This window comes from Planococcus maritimus (assembly GCF_001592825.1).
GTDB lineage: Bacteria > Bacillota > Bacilli > Bacillales_A > Planococcaceae > Planococcus > Planococcus maritimus_C.
Map to the genome: position 1 here is coordinate 1 of NZ_LTZG01000052.1, position 14220 is coordinate 14220.

At 47.8% G+C, this 14220-nt stretch carries 17 protein-coding genes and 8 tRNA genes; 1 reads left to right on the top strand and 24 read right to left on the bottom strand.

Features of this window, described 5'->3' with window-relative positions; genetic code table 11:
• Window positions 1-193: 193 nt before the first annotated feature.
• From AY633_RS14730 to acpS, 22 genes are all read right to left on the bottom strand, one after another.
• Window positions 194-267, bottom strand: a tRNA-Gly gene (locus AY633_RS14730).
• Between the two features lie 19 nt (window positions 268-286).
• Window positions 287-363: transfer RNA gene (locus AY633_RS14735), tRNA-Arg, on the bottom strand.
• A 17-nt stretch (window positions 364-380) separates the two neighbouring features.
• A tRNA-Leu gene (locus tag AY633_RS14740) sits at window positions 381-466 on the bottom strand.
• An 88-nt stretch (window positions 467-554) separates the two neighbouring features.
• Window positions 555-629 (bottom strand) — tRNA-Gln (locus AY633_RS14745).
• An 8-nt stretch (window positions 630-637) separates the two neighbouring features.
• Window positions 638-713 (bottom strand) — tRNA-Asp (locus AY633_RS14750).
• Between the two features lie 3 nt (window positions 714-716).
• A tRNA-Met gene (locus AY633_RS14755) sits at window positions 717-793 on the bottom strand.
• 67 nt (window positions 794-860) lie between these two features.
• Window positions 861-935, bottom strand: a tRNA-Glu gene (locus AY633_RS14760).
• Window positions 936-942: 7 nt separating this feature from the next.
• Window positions 943-1017, bottom strand: a tRNA-Asn gene (locus AY633_RS14765).
• A gap of 343 nt (window positions 1018-1360) precedes the next feature.
• Complete coding sequence (locus AY633_RS14770; protein WP_068488978.1) at window positions 1361-1864, bottom strand: SprT family protein; 504 nt, start codon at window positions 1862-1864, stop codon at window positions 1361-1363.
• Window position 1865: 1 nt separating this feature from the next.
• Window positions 1866-4046: a Tex family protein gene (locus tag AY633_RS14775; RefSeq protein ID WP_068488979.1), complete on the bottom strand. Its 2181-nt coding sequence runs from the start codon at window positions 4044-4046 to the stop codon at window positions 1866-1868.
• A gap of 98 nt (window positions 4047-4144) precedes the next feature.
• Window positions 4145-4744 carry a PP2C family serine/threonine-protein phosphatase gene (locus AY633_RS14780; RefSeq protein ID WP_068488980.1) on the bottom strand — a complete coding sequence of 200 codons (600 nt, stop codon included), beginning with the start codon at window positions 4742-4744 and terminating at the stop codon, window positions 4145-4147.
• On the bottom strand, window positions 4744-5526 hold the full coding sequence (gene sigB / locus AY633_RS14785; protein ID WP_068488981.1) for an RNA polymerase sigma factor SigB: 783 nt from the start codon (window positions 5524-5526) through the stop codon (window positions 4744-4746). Before sigB ends, AY633_RS14780 begins: the two co-directional genes overlap by 1 nt.
• The gene (rsbW, locus tag AY633_RS14790; RefSeq protein ID WP_068460431.1) at window positions 5504-5974 is read right to left on the bottom strand and encodes an anti-sigma B factor RsbW; all 471 of its coding nucleotides are present in this window, start codon (window positions 5972-5974) and stop codon (window positions 5504-5506) included. The genes sigB and rsbW overlap by 23 nt, the downstream gene beginning before the upstream one ends.
• Window positions 5975-5976: 2 nt before the next feature.
• Window positions 5977-6309, bottom strand: coding sequence for an anti-sigma factor antagonist (locus tag AY633_RS14795; RefSeq protein ID WP_068488982.1), 333 nt, complete (start codon window positions 6307-6309; stop codon window positions 5977-5979).
• 95 nt (window positions 6310-6404) lie between these two features.
• Window positions 6405-7406: a PP2C family protein-serine/threonine phosphatase gene (locus AY633_RS14800; RefSeq protein WP_068488983.1), complete on the bottom strand. Its 1002-nt coding sequence runs from the start codon at window positions 7404-7406 to the stop codon at window positions 6405-6407.
• 12 nt (window positions 7407-7418) lie between these two features.
• Window positions 7419-7820, bottom strand: a complete 402-nt coding sequence (locus AY633_RS14805) for an anti-sigma regulatory factor (protein ID WP_068460424.1) — start codon at window positions 7818-7820, stop codon at window positions 7419-7421.
• 2 nt (window positions 7821-7822) lie between these two features.
• Window positions 7823-8185 (bottom strand): STAS domain-containing protein, encoded by a 363-nt coding sequence (locus AY633_RS14810; RefSeq protein WP_068460422.1) that lies wholly within the window; start codon window positions 8183-8185, stop codon window positions 7823-7825.
• On the bottom strand, window positions 8182-9012 hold the full coding sequence (locus AY633_RS14815; RefSeq protein ID WP_068488984.1) for an RsbT co-antagonist protein RsbRA: 831 nt from the start codon (window positions 9010-9012) through the stop codon (window positions 8182-8184). The genes AY633_RS14810 and AY633_RS14815 overlap by 4 nt, the downstream gene beginning before the upstream one ends.
• A 177-nt stretch (window positions 9013-9189) precedes the next feature.
• Window positions 9190-9540, bottom strand: a complete 351-nt coding sequence (locus AY633_RS14820; protein WP_058381776.1) for a type II toxin-antitoxin system PemK/MazF family toxin — start codon at window positions 9538-9540, stop codon at window positions 9190-9192.
• 4 nt (window positions 9541-9544) lie between these two features.
• Window positions 9545-9829, bottom strand: coding sequence for a transcriptional regulator (locus AY633_RS14825; RefSeq protein ID WP_068488985.1), 285 nt, complete (start codon window positions 9827-9829; stop codon window positions 9545-9547).
• Window positions 9830-9872: 43 nt separating this feature from the next.
• Window positions 9873-11021, bottom strand: coding sequence for an alanine racemase (gene alr / locus AY633_RS14830; protein ID WP_068488986.1), 1149 nt, complete (start codon window positions 11019-11021; stop codon window positions 9873-9875).
• Between the two features lie 16 nt (window positions 11022-11037).
• Complete coding sequence (acpS, locus tag AY633_RS14835) at window positions 11038-11391, bottom strand: holo-ACP synthase (RefSeq protein ID WP_068488987.1); 354 nt, start codon at window positions 11389-11391, stop codon at window positions 11038-11040.
• A gap of 68 nt (window positions 11392-11459) precedes the next feature.
• Here acpS and AY633_RS14840 point away from each other — a divergent pair, with 68 nt between their 5' ends.
• A complete protein-coding gene (locus AY633_RS14840) occupies window positions 11460-12074 on the top strand; it encodes a rhomboid family intramembrane serine protease (protein ID WP_068488988.1) in 615 nt (204 codons plus the stop codon).
• 17 nt (window positions 12075-12091) lie between these two features.
• Here AY633_RS14840 and AY633_RS14845 read toward each other — a convergent pair whose 3' ends face one another.
• Together AY633_RS14845 and AY633_RS14850 are read right to left on the bottom strand one after the other, a co-directional pair.
• A complete protein-coding gene (locus AY633_RS14845) occupies window positions 12092-13663 on the bottom strand; it encodes a PH domain-containing protein (protein WP_068489056.1) in 1572 nt (523 codons plus the stop codon).
• Window positions 13656-14135, bottom strand: coding sequence for a PH domain-containing protein (locus tag AY633_RS14850; RefSeq protein ID WP_068488989.1), 480 nt, complete (start codon window positions 14133-14135; stop codon window positions 13656-13658). Before AY633_RS14850 ends, AY633_RS14845 begins: the two co-directional genes overlap by 8 nt.
• Between the last annotated feature and the right edge of the window lie 85 nt (window positions 14136-14220).

Sequence of the window (14220 nt, forward strand, 5' to 3'; positions counted from 1 at the left end):
AGCGTTCGTCCTGAGCCAGGATCAAACTCTCCATTATAGAGTAGTTGATTGCTCAATACTGCTGGCGTATCGCCGTCTCGAAAGACGCGCGATTCGCTTGATCTGCCGAAGCTGATCAGTAAGTTGTGCCGCGATCGCTCGCGACTGTATTATTGACGTTTTGCTGTTCAGTTTTCAAGGTTCAAAATAATGATGGAGCGGGTGAAGGGAATCGAACCCTCATCATCAGCTTGGAAGGCTGAGGTTTTACCACTAAACTACACCCGCATATTATATAGAAGATAAATGGCGCGCCCGAGAGGACTCGAACCTCTAACCGCTTGATTCGTAGTCAAGTACTCTATCCAATTGAGCTACGGGCGCAAATAATTGAATATGTATGGTGCGGCCGAGAAGAGTCGAACTTCCACGGGATTTCTCCCACTAGGCCCTCAACCTAGCGCGTCTGCCATTCCGCCACGACCGCAAATATTTTTCGAGACAAGTTATATCGTACAACTTCTCTCTGTATTTGTCAATGAAAACTTAAAAGTTCGTTTCGGCCACCCTGAAATTGGCTGGGGTACCTGGATTCGAACCAGGGCATGACGGGATCAAAACCCGTTGCCTTACCGCTTGGCTATACCCCATTAAAAAATGGCGGTCCCGACCGGGATCGAACCGGCGATCTCCTGCGTGACAGGCAGGCATGTTAACCGCTACACCACGGGACCATTTGGTTGCGGGGGCAGGATTTGAACCTGCGACCTTTGGGTTATGAGCCCAACGAGCTACCGAACTGCTCCACCCCGCGACAATAATAAAATTTTCAATTGTACAGCACACAAGTATTATACAGAAAAAGTAATTCAATATATGTATGGTGACCCCTACGGGATTCGAACCCGTGTTACCGCCGTGAAAGGGCGGTGTCTTAACCGCTTGACCAAGGGGCCAAATAAATGGCTCCGAAGGTAGGATTCGAACCTACGACCATCGCATTAACAGTGCGGTGCTCTACCACTGAGCTACTTCGGAATAATGTTTAAGTACTTGTCGACTTTTTCTATTATAAAGAGCCTAACAGGAATCGTCAACACTTTTCTTCATCATTTTATATTTTAGTTTTTACTCAGGCTTTTATCTAGAAATCCATGCGTTAAAAAGCTTTGCTTTTGAAGTGTTTAGCGAAGACCCAGCTCGCTTCCCTCAACGAATTTCACCTGTCGAAAATTCATGCGCATTCGCTTTTAATCGGGCTGCCGCTCGATCTTGTTCGCTGCGCTCCCGTTCTACTAAACGTCTCCCTCATCTTTGTTTGCCCTCGCCAGGAACTTCGCTCTCTTTCTGCAAGTCATCAAAAATTAAAACAAGAGCCGCTTTAAAAGCGGCTCTTGTTTATAGATTCTTTTCTCTTTTCATCCGCAACTTTCCGCTGCAGCGTCCGCAACTTTCCGCTGCAGCGTCCGCACCTATACTTGGCAGTGTTCATCCGAATCTTTCTCGGGAATTGTGATTTACAGGAAATGCATTCATATAGATAGAAGCCATTTGTCTGTCGGCGCTTTTCTGTCAGGAGAGAACAAAACCGCGGAGATCCTGTCTCTTGCAACAACTTGCGAAAATCTTTATCCCGATGCTTGTAGCCTTTTCCTTCAAGATGAAGATGGTAATGGCAAAGTTCATGCTTAATAATTCCAATGAGTTCATCGTAGCCAAACTTGTTGTAGGAAGCCGGGTTGATTTCAATATTGTGCGAACTCAATAGGTAACGTCCGCCAGTTGTGCGCAGACGGCTATTGAATATACCTTGATGGCGAAATGCTTTACCAAAGACGTCACGCGAAATTTTTGCAATTAGCTTGGTCAGCTCTTCGTTTGTCATTTTATTTCTCCTGGAGATCCGGCTGTTGCTCTTTTGGCGGCAACATCGTCAACGCAATCCGCCCTTTTTGTTTTTCAACTTGATCAACCCACACGGTAACAATGTCTCCAACCGCTACGACATCAAGCGGATGTTTCACAAATCCTTTTCTCAATTTCGAAATATGAACGAGGCCATCTTGTTTCACGCCGATGTCAACGAAAGCTCCGAAATCGACGACGTTGCGTACGGTCCCTTGCACTTCCATTCCTGGAGCCAAGTCCTCCATCTTTAAGACATCGCTTTTCAGGAGCGGCTGAGGGAACTCATCCCGGGGATCGCGGAATGGTTTTTTCAGTGCGTCGACAATATCCTTAAGTGTCACTATGCCAATTCCCCACTCTGTGCTCATCGACTCTATAGCTAAACTGTCGAGCTTGGCGATTATTTCTGGACGGCCGATCATTTTTTTATCGGCATCGATCCGCTGAAGAATTCTTTCAGCTGTTTCATAACTTTCTGGATGAATGCCGGTAGCGTCCAGTGGATTCTTCCCTTCTGTTATGCGCAGAAATCCAATGGCTTGTTCGTACGTTTTGGCGCCGAGACGCGGAATTTTTTTCAACTGAACACGGGAGACAAAGCGCCCGTTGTCATCTCTCGCTTTGATTATGTTTTCTGCAACTGTCTTGCTGAGGCCGGCGACGTATTGCAGCAACGAAGCTGAAGCCGAGTTAACGTTCACGCCGACTTGGTTGACCGCCGTCTCAACAACGAAGGTCAATTGGTCAGCCAATTTTTTTTGCGAGACGTCGTGTTGGTATTGACCGACGCCTACTGCTTTCGGGTCGATCTTCACGAGTTCTGAAAGCGGGTCTTGGAGGCGGCGCGCGATGGACGCTGCACTGCGCTCTTCGACTTGTAAGTCCGGAAACTCTGCACGGGCAATTTCTGAAGCCGAATACACACTCGCACCCGCTTCGTTGACAATGACGTATGAAGCTTTGTTCGCCGTTTCCCCAATGAAATCCGCCACAAACTGTTCGGTTTCACGGGAGGCGGTGCCATTTCCTATCGCCATAATTTCAATTGGATATGCATCGACAAGACGTTTCAAGGTTTTTTTCGCGCCTTGTTGGTCGGATTTAGGAGGATGCGGATAAATAACCGCCACTTCCAATAATTTCCCTGTTTCGTCGATCACTGCGAGCTTACAGCCTGTACGGTACGCTGGGTCAACGCCGAGTACCATTTTGTCTTTCATTGGAGGTTGCAGTAAAAGATTACGCAGGTTTTCCGAAAAAATGTGGATGGCCTGTGTTTCACCTTTTTCACTTAGTTCGGTACGGATTTCACGTTCAATCGATGGCTGAATCAGGCGTTTATAGCTGTCTTCAATGGCTGCTTCCACTTCTTTCGCGGCAGAATTCCCGGTTTTCAACCATTTATCTTTCATCAAGCGGATGATCCGGTCGATAGGAGGCGCAACAGCTACTTTCAATACCCCTTCTTTTTCGCCACGATTGATGGCTAAAATGCGGTGTGGAACGATTTTTTTGATGGCTTCACTGTATTCATAATACATTTGGAAAACTTGCTTTTCGTCTTCATGCCCTTTTTTGGCTGCAGTCTCCAGCATGCCGGTGTCACGAGTCATGCACCGTGCTTTTTCTCGGATATCGGCGTCGTCTGCAAATAGCTCAGCCAAGATATCTTGCGCTCCCGCGATGGCTTCTTCTGCTGTTTCCACGCCTTTTTCATGGTCGAGGTACTGTTGCACAACACTGGACAGCTGTTCTTTTCCTGGTGTTAAAAGCCAATCTGCTAGTTCCTGCAAACCCTTTTCTTTTGCGATAATCGCTTTTGTGCGACGTTTTTGCTTATAAGGACGGTACAGGTCTTCTACTCTTTGCAGCACAGTGGCCCCTTTGATGGCTTTTTCGAGTTCTGGCGTCAATTGTTCCTGTTCTTCGATCGAACGAAGCACATCAGTTTTTCTTTGTTCCAAATTCTGGATGTATGTATATCGATCTTCTACTGCTTTTATTTGAACTTCATCCAACGAACCGGTTGCTTCTTTTCGATAACGGGCGATAAAAGGCACCGTGTTGCCACCTTCAAGCAGCTCAATAACCTGTTTTGCTTGGTTGGGTTTCACGCCGGCCTCCTTGGCGATTAATGCGTGTAATTGCTGAGTGTCCATTTCATGCACTTCCTTTCTGCTTCTTTATTTTAACACGGCGGTGGTTGGCGGGAGAAATAAGCTCCCTCTCTATTTCCCCATAAAAAAGAAGCCTCTCCTTAATGGAGAAGGCTTCCTGAAATTAATGTTGCATCGTCGCCAGTTTGAATGGACGCCAAAATATCTTCGTACAAGCGCTTAGGCGCACCCGCTCGTCTCATCATGGCTTTCGGATTACGCAAATCCACACCATCTGAGTGAATGAGAAACAAGTCGTTCTCCAAATACGTGTATAGCTGAGTTTTCAGCTTTTGCGGCCTGCCAGATAGGTAGCCCATGACAGGTAATGGATAAATCACTTCATCGGTCCCTCTTCTATATAGATAGAAACGGATATTGCCAACGCAACTGTATTCCAATGTGCGTTTTTTGAAATCCACTTTAAAAATAGCGACGGCTGCTCCACGTTTTTGCATCATCAAACCATTAAAGCGATTCATCAATTGATCAATTGTCTCATGATGATACTCTTTCAAGATTTGCGGGATGACCTGTGACGATTCGCGCGCAACAGGCCCACTTCCCAAACCATCGGCTACGGAGCAAATAAAGTATTCATCCGTTAATACAGTGTAATAACTGTCACCGGATTCATAATTTCCTTTTTTTGCTGCGTTGTAGGCATAGGCTTCCACATTTTCATGGCGAATTTCTTCCACTAGGAAACCCCGCCAGCAGCCAAAATGGCTTCTTGAAGCTTTTTAATCGCTTTTCGTTGAAGGCGCGACACATGCATCTGGGAAATTCCCAAACGGTCGCCTGCTTCTTTTTGGCTCAGCTGCTCTATGTAGGTGTATTGGATGATCTGCTTTTCCCGATCAGAAAGGACATTCATCGCTTCCGCCACGAGCATACGCTGATCCGCTTTTTCGTATCCATCATCGTCTTGGCCGACTACGTCAAACAAGGTAACTGTACTGCCGTCCGAATCCGCCTCGAGTGAATGGTCCATGGAAAGTGCTTGATAGCTTTTACCCATCTCCATCGCTTCTAAAATGTCGTCTTCTTCAACATCCAGGTATTCAGCGATTTCCCATACTTGCGGCGATCGCTGGAGCTCTGTTGTCAGCACTTCCACAGTCGCTTTAATGCGCGGCCCCAACTCTTTAATGCGGCGCGGCACATGGATAGCCCATGTTTTATCACGCAAAAAGCGCTTGATTTCGCCAATAATGGTCGGCACTGCGAAAGCTTCAAAGCTGCGGCCATAAGATGGGTCATAACGCCGAATCGCGCCGAGCAAGCCGAGCATCCCGACTTGTGCGATGTCTTCATGATAGGATTTCCCGTTAGAATACTTGCGGGCAATCGATTCTACCAAGCGGCGATAATTGAGGACCAGGTTCGTTTGCGCTTCCTCGTCCTCGGTTTTTTGGTAAGCTTCAATCCATTCCAGTACCTGTTCTTTCGTTGGCTGATTAGGATGAGATTGTTTCGACATCCTCTTCCACCCGCTCCCCTTCAACATGCTTGGTCATAAAGACAGTAACGCCTTCCTGGTGATGCACTTTCACTTCATCCATAAGCGTTTCGATCAAATACAGGCCGAGACCTCCTTCGCGCAGGAACGCTCCTTCTTCCTGGTCGTGATATGGTCCCACTTTTGCCTTGGTTTCTTCAAAATCGAAGCTTTGGCCGTGGTCGGCTACCATAATTTCAATTTTATCTTCATACAGCGCACAACCAATGACCACTTCGCCTTCTTCACCTTCAGAATAAGCGTGCTGGACAGCGTTAGTTACTGCTTCACTTGAGGCAATTTTTAAATCCTCGATATCGTCAAATGAAAACCCGATACGGCTTGCGAGACCCGAAATCGTCAGACGGGCAACACCTACGTATTGAGATTTGGCCGGAACACGCATTTCTACATAATCGAAAGGACGCATGATTAATTACCACCCTTCCCGACTGCAGCTTCAATATCCATGATATCGCCCAAACCTGTGATATCAAAGAGGCGCTTCAAGCGGCTGGATAGGCCAGTCAGTTTCAAATGCCCGCCTTTTGCATTAATGGATTTATAGAAAGCGACAAAAACGCCTAATCCTGTACTATCCATATAATCCACTCCTGATAAATCCAGTTCGGCATTCAAGCCTTCTTTTGCTTGATATGCTTCTAATTTTTCACGTAGCACCGGTGCTGTATGTGCATCGATTTCCCCGTGAATATCGCCTTTTAATTTATTGTCATTTTCTGTCAAATTAACTTGAATATTCATCTCTATATGACACCCCGTTTTGTATGATTCAATTCAGCCGAAAAAAAGCCATTCTAAGCTTTCTTACCCGCCATTTGATGCTTTTAAACCTCGAATTACCCCTTCTTATAAACCACTAAAGTGAAGTCATCCTGAAGTTCTGCATTTTGCATCCGCTCCAGTTCATCGTAAACGTGTTGAACGATCGCCTGTGCTGGCTCCGTTTTCTTTTGTTCGATCAATTTATAGATGACATCCCGTTCGATAAATCCTTCTTCTGTCCGGCCTTCTGTCACTCCATCTGTCATCATGATGACCATATCGCCTTTTTCCAGAATAACGGAATGCTCTTCGTATACCGCTGCCGGTGAAACGCCGAGCAGCAAACCTTTTGCTTCTAGCTCGCTAAATTCCCCAGAACCCGCGCGGTAGAGGATTGCGGGCTCGTGTCCTGCCGACCCATATGTAAGTCTCGCTGCTCCCGCATCGTAATTCGCATAAAACATTGACACAAACATCGAGTCATCGACGCTTTTTTCCACGATCCGGTTGATGACGCCAAGCACGTCTTTTGGCAAGGCGTGTGAGCTGTTCAAGCTATCCATGCCGAATTTAATCATGGACATGCAAAGAGCCGCCGGAAGGCCTTTTCCGATGACATCGGCAACAGCTACCCCAGCGTATCCATCGTAATCGCTGACGAAATAAATATAATCCCCGTTCATCTTCTTGGCTGGGATCGACAATAAACCGATATCCAAGCCATCCAAAGACGGCAATTTTGTCTTGAGCAAAGTTTCCTGCACATTGGCTGCCAAGTCCATCTCCACTTTCAATTCTTCCTGGCGTTTCAATAGACTTTGGCGTTCCTGCAATGCCAATCCATAATTGATCATCATTTCGATCAGGAAATCAAATGAATGCCAAACAACATCCGGGAGATCGCTATAGAGCTCCCCGATGGCTGCTTTGTGCATGCTGATCACTTCTTCCGGGGAAATATTCTCCAGAATTAGTTGTCTGCTGAAATTTTGGCCGACGTACAAATTTTGCTCCGTCTGCTTTTTTACATATTCGTTCAGAATCTCTTGATATTGCGCTTCAATGTGTTGAGGCATTTAGCGTTCCCCCTAGCGGAGCCACTTCGTAGCCCGTATATCTGTCCCTTCACCTTGGATTGTTTCAATTTTGAAATCATCCATCAACCGCTTGACACCCGGTAAGCCTGCACCCAGTCCTCCTGATGTCGTAAAGCCGTCTTCCATTACTTTTCTGACATCCGGGATCCCCGGGCCGCTATCAGCAGCGATGATCAGGATTCCTTTCATGCCGTTTTCGGCCAGTTGCTGGATTTCGATCCTGCCCTGACCGGCGTATAAATAAATATTGCGGGCGAGCTCGCTGATGGCCGTCGTGATTCGCGCTTGGTCCACGGTGCCGAATCCGAGCTCCTTGGCGACATTACGCCCGAGTTGGCGTGCCGCTACAATATCCCATTCTGTTAAGATTTCCACTGAGGATTGGTCGCTCATCTTCAAGCCTCCAATTCCAATTGAAGTTTCTCCAAGCCGTTCTCTAGGTCAAGTGCCGTCATAACATCTTCAAGTCGAATTCCGAGCTCGATCAAAGTGATGGCAACTGCCGGCTGGATACCGGTAATAACCACTCTTGCCCCCATCAGGCTGGACATGCTAATGACATCCCCCAGTACTTTGGCAATGAATGAATCAATAAAGTCGATCGACGTCAAATCGATGACCACCCCACGGGCGCTAGTTTCGTGCAATTTAGTCAAAAGATCTTCCTGGAATTGCAATGCCGTTTGGTCATCTAACTCCCATTGGATCGAAACGATTAATGTATCTCTTAGTTTTAGAATTGGGATTCTCACATTCATACTTCTTCAACCTCCACAATTTTTCGGTTTGTCCAAGCCAATGCTTGTTCTACGCCTCGCTGAAGCGTGCTCGTTGTCGTAAAGTCGTTCAAATTGATACCGAGCGTGACGATCGTCTGGGCAATTTCCGGCCGTATCCCGACGAGCATGCATTTCGCCCCAACCAGGCGGACTGCATCTGCCGCTTGGATAATATGATGAGCGACCATGGTATCGACGACCGGTACGCCTGTGATATCCAGCAAAACCACTTCTGCCCGGTGTTTGACGACGCCGTCGAGTAAGTTTTCCATAATCAATTTCGCCCGTTCAGTGTCAATCGTCCCGACGAGCGGCATGACAGATACTTTGTCGAAGACCGGGATCAAGGAAGCGGACAGCTCCTGCAATGCTATCTTCTGCAAGCTCACCGTACGCTCCCAGGCTTTGGAATATGTGTGAATCATGCTATTGCGAATCGGTTGGGCCCAATTTGCGAATTCATGAATGAATCCGTCCATATTATCCGGGTGGATTGTACCCACTTTACGCATTCCTTCGTAGACGATTTCAGCGAAATGATCGATCGCTTTCGTCATGAAGGTAATGGACCAGCCAAGACGAACTACTTTCTCAGCGAAATCCCGCAAGCGGTTTTCGTAAATCTGGTAGCTTTCCAGAAGACTCGATGTCATCAACCCCGCAAATTCGCGGCTTGTCTGGTTCACCATCTCCTCTGACATTACCTGAAAAGAGGGCTCGTCTTTCTCATCTCTCATCTTCTGTTGCCAATCAGCAATGATATCAGTCATGTTTTCTTGTATATATGTAGCCATTTGTTTGTTCATCTTGTCGTAAAACCCTCCCGGTGACCCTCGTAGCCACAATTTCATACTTGTCTATTCATTGTATCGGAAAACGGCGCATTTCACATCTTTTTTGATGAAGTGCCAACGTAATGGTGATTTTCTATACGAAAATACCCCGAGACAGACCATCTCGGGGCATTCCATGGAGTATGTATGCTAGAACTTTACAAGTCCGACACTGATTTCTAAGGCTTCGTCCACCTTTTCCATTAACGCATCGTCCAGCTGTGTGATTTTATCAGTCAAACGCGATTTATCAATGGTCCGCAATTGTTCAAGCAAAATAACAGAATCACGCTCAAAGCCGTATTTCTTGGCGTTGATTTCTACGTGTGTCGGCAATTTGGCTTTTTGGATCTGGGCGGTGATCGCCGCAATGATCACTGTCGGACTAAATCGGTTCCCGATATCGTTTTGTATCACCAAAACCGGACGGGTCCCGCCTTGCTCAGACCCGACGACCGGTGATAATTCTGCGAAAAAAACATCCCCGCGTTTTACAATCAAGTTGTCACCCTCCGCTTACGAGTTGCACTGTCGTGTGCTCCGCTTCGTACTCAGCGTGCGAACATTCGCAGGCAATTGACAGGTTGATCTGCGACATTTCCACATAGCCCTTGATCATCGCTTCCCGAATATGATATGAATCGTAGACATTTTTTGTTACTCGTTGAGTCGATACATAGATGAATTCACCGTTCTCCTCAATGCATTCACCTGAGTGCGCAGTAAGCTCCGACATGAATTGCTTCGGCAACTTAACTACCACTTCTTTCGTCTTTGACTTCTCGTACACAGCCGACACCTCCGAAAATCCCGATCTCTGTCTAGTTACCTTTTCATCTTACCATTGTATCGTTCGGCTGAAAAGGTGATCCGGCATTTTTGGTGCCATTCACATAGATACGCGGTACCCGCTTCGTCAAAATACAAGGGATCTCATAGGGGATTGTGCCCAGCTTTTCGGCCCATTCATCCATTAAGACTTCTCCGTCTCCTTGACGGCCAATTAATTGGACCGGTTCGCCAACAGGAACATGCTCGTTCAAGCGAATCATGCATTGATCCATGCAAATGCGCCCAACAATCGGCACTCGCTCGCCGCGCACAAGGACTTCTTGCCCTTGCAATCCGCGCAGCATGCCGTCTGCATAGCCGACAGGGAGCGTCGCGATCCATTCTGATTGTTCGCTGCGGTAAGTCGCCCCGTAGCTAATTGTTGTACCTGGCTGCACTTTCTTGATGTGGACGATTTCCGTTTCTAGGCTTAAAGCTGGCTCTAACGCAATTGGCGAATGTTCTCCGACATAAGGCGACGGGGCGATGCCATAGAGCGAGATGCCGATCCGAACAGCGTCGCAAGCGACAGACGGGTGCATCAGTGTTGCCGCGCTATTTGATAGGTGAATCATCACGCCGTCTGGCAATTGTTCCAACACCTCATTCATCCGTTCGGCTTGGCGATTAAAAAGCGTCGAATCTTCATCGTCTGCTGCTGCAAAATGCGTGAAGATGCCATCGAATGAAAATGGGCCTGACTCCAGTTTAGCATATGCCATTTCCGCTTCCTCCGGCTGTATGCCAAGGCGCCCCATTCCCGTATCAACTTTTAAGTGAACACGAAGCAAAGGTCCCGGCTCAATCGCATCCTGCGCCGCCTCAATCCATTCAATCGACAAGGCGGTGACGATAATATTTTCTTTCTGAGCAACAGGGACGAATGCAGCAGGCACTGACCCCATCACAAGAATGTCTTGGTCAATTCCCGCGCGGCGCAGCGATACTGCTTCGTCTGGTGTGGCAACCGCCAGCAGACGGACGCCGGATTCAATGGCAACTCGAGCAATTTCCTCCGCCCCATGCCCGTAGCCATCCGCTTTCACCACTGCAATTACTTCAGCGTGGCCAGCCCGTTGCTGAAAAGCCGTTAGATTTTTCCGGATTGCCTCTAAATTGACGACTGCCTTTGTCGGTCGGTAATTTTCCATAGTCTACACATCCTGTTCATTCGGTTTGCAAAACAACTTGTGCGGCGGCAAATTCTTTTGAATGGGTGATCGACACAAATCCGCATTCCGCACCGCGGAAAAACATGCCGGGTTTGCCGTTTTTGTCTTTTCGAATTTCCATGTCCGCAAACGGGCATGCTGCGCCGATTCCGGTGCCGCGAGCTTTAGCGAACGCTTCTTTCGCCGCAAAGCGCCCTGCTAGAAATTCAGTTTGGCGTTTCTTTTTCAATAGAAGATATTCCGCAAGTTCTGATTTAGTCAGGACACGCTCGCGGAATTTAGAAGATCTTTCATCGAGCTTGCGGATTCTCTCCAACTCGACAATATCAAGACCGATTCCTGTTATCATAAAGGTTTCTCCTTTCATTCGCAAATGGGTAACGGGTATAATAAAGCTATGAAATTGAGGTGACCTTATTGTTTATCAGAAGAGAAAGTTTTTCACAGTACTTAAGAATGTACCCGGTCGTATCCACGTTGATCGCGTTAAATGTCCTCATCCACTTGCTGACATGGTTGCCAGCGCTCGGCGAATACATTTACTATTACGGCGTTGGGTCGAACTTCCATATCGCAAATGGCGAGTGGTGGCGTTTCGTGACACCCATCTTCCTGCACGGCGGTTTTATGCACTTGCTGTTCAATATGTTCTCGCTGTTCCTTTTCGGGCCAGAGCTTGAGCGCTTGACCGGCAAAGTACGTTTTATCACGATTTATATGTTGGCTGGCCTGTTCGCATCGGCGGCCACTTATTTCCTGCAACCACTCGATTATGTACATGTCGGGGCAAGCGGCGCAATCTTCGGGATCTTCGGCGCATTCGGTGCCCTCGTTTATTACGGCGGCCGTGCAATGCCGCAGCTCAAACAAATTATACTCCCAATTATCGTCATTAGCATAGTCATGACATTCGTGACACCGAACATCAATGTCACAGCGCACATTGCTGGCATGATCACCGGTTTCTTGATCGGGCTCAGTTATTTCCATCCAAAACGCATCGTTAGCTGGCGCGCCAAAAACCGCCGCTAATCAGTACGAAAAAACCCTCAGCCGATTTCATTCGGTTGAGGGTTTTTCGTTTGTTCATGATCCACTTTCTGGCGTTGCCGCGATGGCTCGTACCAAGCCAGGATTTCTTCAGCATCTTCCCGCGACAGATTCGGGACGAGCGCGGTGGCTCCGAGCATGCCTGACTTGATTGTTGCATGGACAGAAGCGACATCTCGCCGGCGCTGGAAAATCGTTCTCGTTACCGCAACCACTTGGATGCGTTTTTTCAGCATGTAAAAGCGGTGCAAGCTAATGCCGCGGAATTGCGCCGTTAATTGGCGGCCCGAGATGGCGTAGCCGGCTGTACGGTGTTGCCATAAACCCATTGCCACGATGACTGGAATGACCGCAAGCGCCCACAGGCCATAAGGGTAGAAGAAATAACCGAGTGCCGCGAATGCCGGGACGAACCAGACGATCGACAAGCGGTAGAAGAACGGGCGGCTCCTTTTCGGCAAACGCGTCAATTCCGGGGACCAGTCAAAATCCGGGAATAATTCGTCCAGGACTGGCTTCATTTTTTCTTGCTTGACGAGCGGGAACAAACGGATTTTTTCATCTTTATCAGTCAAAGTCCCTCCTGCGCTTTCGACCGTCACATGAACATAGCCGAATAATTGACGCAGCGGGTTTTGAGTCATCTTAATGCCTTGCACACGATTAAATGGCACAGAGACTTTTTTCTTTTCCAATAAGCCCCGTGTAATATAAATTCGTTCCTCATCTGCGTGGATGGTGAATTGATAATTAGCAATGAGTGTCATGGCCACGGAAATGACCCAGGCAAGCAAGAGTCCCGCAAAGACAGTCAAGGCCACGACCAAATAACCGAAGCGCATGAACAGCATGACTTCTTCATAGATCGCATCATAAGGAATCAGCTCAGAAAACTGCGATAGGAATAAGGCGACACCAGAAATAACGACACCGATCCCCCCGGAAGTTGTCGCGAGCACCAATAATTCCTTCATGCTCATCCGGTACAATACGCGCGCTGGTTCATCCGCAACTTCTTCGCGCAGCGGCTGCGCTTCGACCGGCCCGTAAAGCATTTCGTCCGCCGTCTCCGCTTGTGCCGCATATCCCCGTTTCGCCATGTGCATTTCCTGTTCGATACGGTCGGCTTCCGCGCGGTAAATAGCAGTCAGTTCAGCTTCCGCCTGCCCGGCTTTCCCGGAACCAGCCGTTTCGACCTTCACTTTCACAAGCCCAAGCGGCCGGTGAAAAATGCCTTCTATATAATTTAAGCTTTGAATGCGTTCGAACGGAATATACCGTTTCTTTTTGACGAACAACCCATATTCAATCCGCAATTCCCCATCTTCAAACCAATAGACAAAACGTTTCCATTTGATGATGCCGGCGATCAGCATGAATACCAGCACTACCCCGCCGACGAGCAGCGGCAATAAACCCTGCCAGCCTTGGTTGAACATGCCGGAAATCCCATCTTCGCGGAACAAGTTCGCACCAAAAATAATGACGAAAGGCAAGATCAATTCTTTTAAGCCTTTTAAGAAATTGATGAGTGCAGAAATCGGGTGCAGTTTATAGCGCGGCTCAGACATCATCTTCCGCCACCCTTGCGAGCACCGAAATACGGGAGCGCAATTCATCTGCCTCTTCCGTAATCAATGCGGGAATGGTATGGGTAGTTGCGGCAGTCGAAATGGAAATCTCCGATAAATCGTATTTCCGCAAGATCGGGCCTTGTTCTGTGTCGACGTGCTGGACGCGGACCATTGGCACGAGCGTCCGTTTGACAATGAACAAGCCGTGCTGCAATTCAATTTCCTGATCTCGCACTTCGTAGCGCCATCTTTCCCAGCGGATCTTCGGGAATAGATAGATAAACAGGAAAGCAAACAGTACTAGTAGACCACCTGCTGCTGCATAGATCCAATTTGGCCAGTCAAAAAAATATGTAAGAGTGCCTACACCGGCCAATAACAGGGCAACGACCACGGTTTCGATCATTCCGTAGAGGCGCCAAACAGTCAGCCCCTTTCGGGAGATCCGGTTTTTCGGTTGATGGTTCATTATGTCATCTCCAATCAAGAGTACTCTCTTCCTTATACGTTTCATGAACCGGAATGTTTCATTTCATTGTACCTTATTCTGAAAC

Coding starts and splice junctions, on each gene's coding strand:
- AY633_RS14850 (WP_068488989.1), bottom strand. CDS start 14,135: ATGAACCATCAACCGAAAAACCGGATCTCCCGAAAGGGGCTGACTGTT.
- AY633_RS14815 (WP_068488984.1), bottom strand. CDS start 9,012: ATGAACAAACAAATGGCTACATATATACAAGAAAACATGACTGATATC.
- AY633_RS14770 (WP_068488978.1), bottom strand. CDS start 1,864: ATGACAAACGAAGAGCTGACCAAGCTAATTGCAAAAATTTCGCGTGAC.
- AY633_RS14845 (WP_068489056.1), bottom strand. CDS start 13,663: ATGTCTGAGCCGCGCTATAAACTGCACCCGATTTCTGCACTCATCAAT.
- AY633_RS14775 (WP_068488979.1), bottom strand. CDS start 4,046: ATGGACACTCAGCAATTACACGCATTAATCGCCAAGGAGGCCGGCGTG.
- AY633_RS14805 (WP_068460424.1), bottom strand. CDS start 7,820: ATGAGCGACCAATCCTCAGTGGAAATCTTAACAGAATGGGATATTGTA.
- acpS (WP_068488987.1), bottom strand. CDS start 11,391: ATGATAACAGGAATCGGTCTTGATATTGTCGAGTTGGAGAGAATCCGC.
- sigB (WP_068488981.1), bottom strand. CDS start 5,526: ATGTCGAAACAATCTCATCCTAATCAGCCAACGAAAGAACAGGTACTG.
- AY633_RS14795 (WP_068488982.1), bottom strand. CDS start 6,309: ATGAATATTCAAGTTAATTTGACAGAAAATGACAATAAATTAAAAGGC.
- alr (WP_068488986.1), bottom strand. CDS start 11,021: ATGGAAAATTACCGACCGACAAAGGCAGTCGTCAATTTAGAGGCAATC.
- rsbW (WP_068460431.1), bottom strand. CDS start 5,974: ATGCGTCCTTTCGATTATGTAGAAATGCGTGTTCCGGCCAAATCTCAA.
- AY633_RS14810 (WP_068460422.1), bottom strand. CDS start 8,185: ATGAATGTGAGAATCCCAATTCTAAAACTAAGAGATACATTAATCGTT.
- AY633_RS14800 (WP_068488983.1), bottom strand. CDS start 7,406: ATGCCTCAACACATTGAAGCGCAATATCAAGAGATTCTGAACGAATAT.